The organism is bacterium, from assembly GCA_040757115.1.
Classification (GTDB): Bacteria; UBA9089; CG2-30-40-21; order CG2-30-40-21; family SBAY01; genus JBFLXS01.
Genome location: JBFLYA010000218.1, coordinates 1 through 6,144 on the forward strand (window position 1 = coordinate 1; position 6,144 = coordinate 6,144).

Here is a 6,144-nt window from a genome sequence, read left to right on the forward strand (position 1 = left end):
GAGATTGAAAGATGGGATTAGGAGATTTGTTTTATAATTCTTCGTGCTCTTCCGGGGTACCCACTTGTGGGTCGTTCGTGGTTTTAAAAGATGTGAGGAAGGTTAATCTAACCGCACAGGTGGAAAAAATTCCACCTGTGCAGTTAGGTCGTAGGCTGTTAAATTAAGTAAGGACGAGGTTGCTTTATCCCTACTTTCTCATTACTTCTTACTATATTCAGTTAAACATTTCGCTCCTACGGAGCTGAATTCTTTAAGGATTATCATAGTCTACAAATATATCACTCCTAACGGAGTTTAAAAATATATTCAGCCCTGTAAGGGCGAGATGTTTATAGATTTATCGTCTCAACATCAAATTAGCTCTGTAGGAGCGATATGTTTATTGAGAAAGTTATAGATATTTTCGTGCAAAAGTTAGTTGTCAGATTATTGCTAATAATTTCTAACTGCACAGGTCAAGAATTTTTTCAACCTGTGAAATAGGAATATTTTGATCGTGGTTAGTATAAGAAAGGGGATAAGGGGATAAAGGGGATATGGAGATATCAAAAGAATATCAAGAAAATTTACTTACTGAGATAATAATTCAATGTATTATTAAGGTACACCAGACACCGGGTCCAGGTTTTCTGGAAAGTATTTACCGCAGGGCAATGGTAATTGAACTTACAAAACAGGGATTGAGAGTTGAGACAGAGAAAGAAATACTAATCTACTACGAAGGAGAAGAAGTTGGGAAACACAGATTGGATATTCTTGTAGAAAGCAAGGTAATAGTAGAACTAAAAACGGTGGAGGAATTAAGCAAAGCTCATTATGCTCAGGTTCGCTCATATTTAAAAGCTACAGGTGTAAAAGTGGCTATTCTTGTAAACTTTGCTAAAGAAAAGGCAGATTTTTTAGAAGAGTGGAATTAGAATAATATCCCCTTATCTCCTTAATCTCCCTATCTCTTTTTCTTACACCAAGTAGTGGAGTATAATTTTGTTTTCCCATGTCGACCTATTTCACAGGTCGAATTTTTTTTGACAAATGGATGATTTTGTGATATGATAATAAGTGTTCGGGGCTCAAGGGATAAGTATTAGATGTTAGGTATCAGGTAGGGAGGCGAGAGATGTATCAAATAAAATTACCCGTATTTGAAGGACCGTTTGATTTATTATTATATTTGATACGCAAAGACGAGATTAATATCTATGATATTCCTATTGCTAAGATTACTAAACAATATCTGGAATATTTAAGTTTGATGGAGTCTTTAGATTTAGAGGTAGCCTCTGAATTTCTGGTTATCGCCGCCCTGCTACTATCTATAAAGTCAAGAATGCTTCTTCCTAAATCTCAAGTAATTGAAGGTGAGTCTGAAGAGGCAGAAGACCCAAGATTAGAGTTAGCTAAAAGACTTACAGAATATAAAACATATAAAGAGCTGGCTAGTAAATTTGAACAAAGACTGGATTTTTATCAAGGAATATTCACTCATCCTTATCACTTAGAGATAGAAGAGGATACTGAGCTGATAGAATGTGACCTGTTTGAACTTATTAAGGCATTCCAGAAGATACTAAAAGAAAAAGATGGGAAAATGGAGATAACCGTAGACGATACTTCTCTCGAACAAAAAATGGCGTATCTGCAGAATTTGTTAGATCACAATGAAAAAGTCTCTTTCTTGAATTTATTTAAGGGAACAAAGATGAAGATAGAGGTAGTCATTACCTTTTTAGCCCTTTTAGAACTTATAAAATTAAAAAAGGTTTATATTCGTCAACATCGGTTATTTTCCGATATTTGGATATATAGGATATGAAAGATTATTCAAAAGCCAAAAAGATAATTGAGGTATTATTATTTGTTGCGGCAGAGCCGTTGTCTGTAGATAAGATTAGTCAAATATTAGAGATGAAAGGCTCCCAGGTGCAAAATTTAATCTTTGAGTTAAAAAAAGAATACTGGGAAGACCAAAAAGGGATTGATATTATTGAAATAGCCAACGGCTATCAGATGTGCACTCGTTATGAATACTCACCCTGGATTAACAAACTAAAAAAACAACGAAAAGAAAACAAACTATCTACCTCTGCATTAGAATCTCTGGCCATAATCGCCTATAAACAACCAATTTCAAAAATAGAAATAGACAATATCCGTGGGGTAAATTCAACTGGTGTCCTTCAAACATTATTAGAGAAGAAATTGATTAAAATCGTTGGTCGAAAAGAAGTCCCTGGCAAACCACTGCTTTATGGCACAACCGTAGAATTCTTAAAAATCTTTGGACTACCTAACCTATCGGCATTACCACAAATTGATGAAGTGATTGGAAAAGAGCTCAATCTGTAATGCCGTGTATTCACATAATTGAAATCTTAATTTCTTATGCCTTTGTGGCGAAATAGGTACAAATGCATACAAATAATATTTTGTTAGAAAGGAAAGGTTCAAATACTAAATATTTACTCTCTAAAAAAGCAGGCAAGGCGATTAAAGATTATGATATGATTCAAGATGGGGATAAGATTATCGTTGCGGTCTCCGGCGGTAAAGATAGTTTGACTTTACTTGAGATACTACGAGATAGACAACGATATGCACCGATTAAATTTGAACTTCTCCCGGTTCATATCAAAATAGACTTTCAGAATATAGATGTTGCCAGATTAGAAGGCTATTTTAAAGAGAAAGGCTATAATTATCACATTGAACCAATAAACCTCTTGAAAGATAATGAAAAAGTAGAATGTTTTTATTGTGTCTGGAGTCGAAAAAAGACTCTTTTTGAGGTGGCGGATAGGTTTGGTTGTAAAAAGATAGCTGTGGCACATCATAAGGATGATATACTTGAAACATTCCTTCTAAATCTTATATTTCACGGAGAAATTGGCACGATGACTCCCAATGAGAAATTTTTTGGTGGAAGATTCTGGATTATAAGGCCATTAGTGTATGTAGAAGAAAAAGAAATGGTAAAATTTGCTAACCTGTATCATTTACCAGTCTTAAATTTTGATTGCCCATATCGAGGGACAAAAAGGGAATTTATGAAGAAATTACTAAAAACCCTTGAGAAAGATTGTAGTATTCACGCTAAAGCAAATATATTTAATGCCTTGAAAAGGGTAAAAAAAGACTATCTTTTATAAGTATAGCAGTTATTATTCAAAATTTTAATGCTTACTTTTGACTAACTGTTTTAAGCCTTTTTAAACACCGAAAAACGCGAAAAACACGAAAAAAAGATATTTTCCTCTCTGTTTCTCTGCGTCTCTGCGGTAAATTACCCCCTGAACGGTTACGATTTTCACAATTTTCTCACTCTCAAATTATTCGTGGGACTTTAAAGAATTGATTCTCTTCATCCGGGGCATTGGCTAATACATTTGCTACTGGCAGGGAATTCTGGATTTCATCTTCGCGCAGGACATTAGTTAATGCCAGAGGATGCGAAGTTGGTGGTATATTTTCAGTATTTAGTTCGTTGATTTTAGTCGCATAATTTAAGATATTATTCAGTTGATGAGTAAATTCCTCCTTTTCTTCCTCTTCTAATTTTAACCTTGCCAATAAACATACATGTTCAACTTCTTTTTTGGTAATACCCATTTTTTCTGCTCCCTTTTTTTAACTGGATAATGTCAAAAATTCACTCTCAACCTTCTTAATGTCCTCCGCCTTCTTTAGCCTCTTTCTTCCATTGGTATAATCGAGGATAGAGTTTATTATGTAGATATTGAGTCCTTACTGCTTCTAATTTTTCTTTTACCTCTATATCTTTTTCTGCCTTATTTAAAAGTCCCAGTTCAATCTGGCACATCGTGATTATTTCTTTTCTCTGTTTAATCCAGGGAGCATTCTGACTGGCGTCTTTAGTCTCTAACCAATATAGTTTATCTTTTTGTTTTTTTATGGTGCGTGCTATTTTTTGTTTTGTTGCTTTAGGTTTGTTCAGGTCGATGAGACTAAGTGCCTCGAGCACCACATCGGGAGTAACATTAAATCGGGTGGATAATTCGACAATAATTTTTAATGTCGTTTCATCTAATTTGTAATCTTTATACAGTTTGAGTAACTCATTTAATTGATTTCCTTCTGTTCTGGTAGTTTCTGCAATCCATGTTTTTGTCTTTTTTTCTCTTAATTCCTTTTCTTGTTTAAGCACTTTTTGTTTTTCAGCGGTTTTATTATAAACAATATTATAAGTCACAATAAAGACTATTACCGTTATTGTGACTAATATTATTAGACCAATGATTTTACTTATTATTTTTAACAACATCAATATTTGCCTCTTTTAAGAGATTCATTGCTAACTCATCCGGATACGCACCTTCATAGACTATCTTTTTAATTCCAGCATTAATTAACATTTTAACACATAAAATACAAGGTTGATGGGTGCAATAAAGTGATGCTCCATTAATACCCATTCCATGTAATGCAGATTGAATAATAGCATTTTGTTCAGCATGTAATCCCCGGCAGAGTTCATGTCGTTCTCCAGAGGGAATTTGCATTTTATCCCGCAGACAACCTATTTCATCACAATGTTTTAGTCCTGTCGGAGCACCATTATAACCGGTAGATAAAATATACTTATCTTTAACGATAACGGCGCCCACCTGCCTTCTCAGACAGGTCGAGCGTTTCGCAACCAAGTGAGCAATTTCCATAAAATATGTATCCCATGACGGTCTTGTTTTCATTATTTAATCAGAAGACAACTTCTATCTTCTACCCTCCTCAAAAGATTTCCACCTGTGCAATTATAGCAGTTATTAGTCAAAATTTTACTCAGGGTGGATAAGTAAAAAATCCCAAATCCCAAGCACCAAATTCCACATACCAAAAAGCGAATTAGAGATTAGTGAATTAGAGATTAGATTTTACTAATTCGCTAATTCGCTTAATTCACTAATTCACTAATTGGAATTTGTGATTTGGAATTTCATAGCCATATCTGGGTCAAATTTCGATTAATAAGTGCTATAGAAATAAAGGGATAGAATTTTTTCTTGACAATTATATTAAGTTAAATATAAAATTATATCTATGCGTGAAAGATACACTGATTGGAAAATATTTTTTATTTTCTATCTTCCATTAGCCTTCATTACTACCTACATCCACATCCGATTTACCAGTGAATTTGGTTATGAGTGTGAGGTATTTGGCAAACCTAATGGTCATTCAGCCATCATAGAAGGACAAGCGTTTGCTCCAACTCAATATCGAATATTAATGCCATTTTGTGCAGAGTTTATCCATCAAGTGCTAAATATCTCTATTGCCAGTAGTTATCATTCACTCCGTGTGATTACCACATTTTTAGTTCTTTCGCTTTTTCATATCTACCTTACCAGATGGTTTGATACACCAAAGGCACTTATTGGCACACTTTACCTCGCTGGCTCGATTCCTTTATCTTATCTGTATTGGCCCTATCCCCAGGATATGTTTAACTTAATGATGTTTATCATAGGATTCATCGCTATTCGTGAGCATAAAGACAATTGGCTTTATCTTATCCTCATCTTAGGCGGCCTGAATTATGAAACGATAGTGTTTTTAATCTTATTCTATTTCTTCTATCATTCTGGGCAGATGAAGTTTAAAAAATTAATTTTACGGACAATAAGTTATCTGGCAATTTGGACTTTAGTTATGGTTCTAATTCGCTTAAAATATGGACTTTTACCCAATTTTATGGATAATCAGGTTCATTTAATTGGCTATCCAATGTATCAAACTAATCTAAAGATGTATGCAAACATCTTTAAAAATATCTCTTTAACCAATGGTTGTTTTTATATCTTTTTGCTTTTTGGTTTTTTTTGGATATTAGCCTTTCTTCATCTGAGTAAAAAGCCAAAATTTTTAGTAAAAACGGCGTGGGTAATTCCGATATATTTAGTATTTCATTTTTTCATCGCCAGTTTTGGTGAAACACGGGTATTTCTACCGTTGTTTTTGTTACTTATTCCTCTGGGACTTTTTTCAATATTTAAAGTTTGGTAACCGTTCAGGGATATAGCCACAGAGTCACAGAGAACACAGAGGGAATATATAACCACGAATGAACACGAATAATAAAAAGATTTGTAGTGCGAGGCTTATGGTTTTTGCAAAATTAACTTCCAC

Annotated in this window: 8 protein-coding genes; 5 read left to right on the forward strand and 3 right to left on the reverse strand. The window is 34.0% G+C overall.

What is annotated here, in order from left to right; translation table 11 throughout:
- The first annotated feature begins 539 nt into the window (after positions 1-539).
- From AB1422_15225 to AB1422_15240, 4 genes are all read left to right on the forward strand, one after another.
- Entirely contained in the window at positions 540-920 is a 381-nt protein-coding gene (locus AB1422_15225) for a GxxExxY protein (GenBank protein MEW6620662.1), read from the forward strand.
- 200 nt (positions 921-1,120) lie between these two features.
- Positions 1,121-1,816 (forward strand): segregation/condensation protein A, encoded by a 696-nt coding sequence (locus tag AB1422_15230; protein MEW6620663.1) that lies wholly within the window; start codon positions 1,121-1,123, stop codon positions 1,814-1,816.
- Entirely contained in the window at positions 1,813-2,349 is a 537-nt protein-coding gene (gene scpB, locus AB1422_15235; protein ID MEW6620664.1) for an SMC-Scp complex subunit ScpB, read from the forward strand. The genes AB1422_15230 and scpB overlap by 4 nt, the downstream gene beginning before the upstream one ends.
- Positions 2,350-2,411: 62 nt before the next feature.
- Positions 2,412-3,149: an ATP-binding protein gene (locus tag AB1422_15240; GenBank protein ID MEW6620665.1), complete on the forward strand. Its 738-nt coding sequence runs from the start codon at positions 2,412-2,414 to the stop codon at positions 3,147-3,149.
- 175 nt (positions 3,150-3,324) lie between these two features.
- Here the strand turns inward: AB1422_15240 and gatC are convergent, their stop codons facing one another.
- Genes gatC through AB1422_15255 form a run of 3 tightly spaced genes read right to left on the reverse strand, consistent with a single transcriptional unit; the run spans position 3,325 to position 4,709 of the window.
- Positions 3,325-3,609, reverse strand: coding sequence for an Asp-tRNA(Asn)/Glu-tRNA(Gln) amidotransferase subunit GatC (gene gatC, locus AB1422_15245; protein ID MEW6620666.1), 285 nt, complete (start codon positions 3,607-3,609; stop codon positions 3,325-3,327).
- Positions 3,610-3,664: 55 nt separating this feature from the next.
- Positions 3,665-4,282 carry a hypothetical protein gene (locus AB1422_15250; GenBank protein MEW6620667.1) on the reverse strand — a complete coding sequence of 206 codons (618 nt, stop codon included), beginning with the start codon at positions 4,280-4,282 and terminating at the stop codon, positions 3,665-3,667.
- The gene (locus AB1422_15255) at positions 4,260-4,709 is read right to left on the reverse strand and encodes a cytidine/deoxycytidylate deaminase family protein (protein ID MEW6620668.1); all 450 of its coding nucleotides are present in this window, start codon (positions 4,707-4,709) and stop codon (positions 4,260-4,262) included. Before AB1422_15255 ends, AB1422_15250 begins: the two co-directional genes overlap by 23 nt.
- Positions 4,710-5,055: 346 nt before the next feature.
- Between AB1422_15255 and AB1422_15260 the strand changes: the two genes are divergently transcribed.
- Positions 5,056-6,021 (forward strand): hypothetical protein, encoded by a 966-nt coding sequence (locus tag AB1422_15260; protein ID MEW6620669.1) that lies wholly within the window; start codon positions 5,056-5,058, stop codon positions 6,019-6,021.
- Positions 6,022-6,144: the final 123 nt, after the last annotated feature.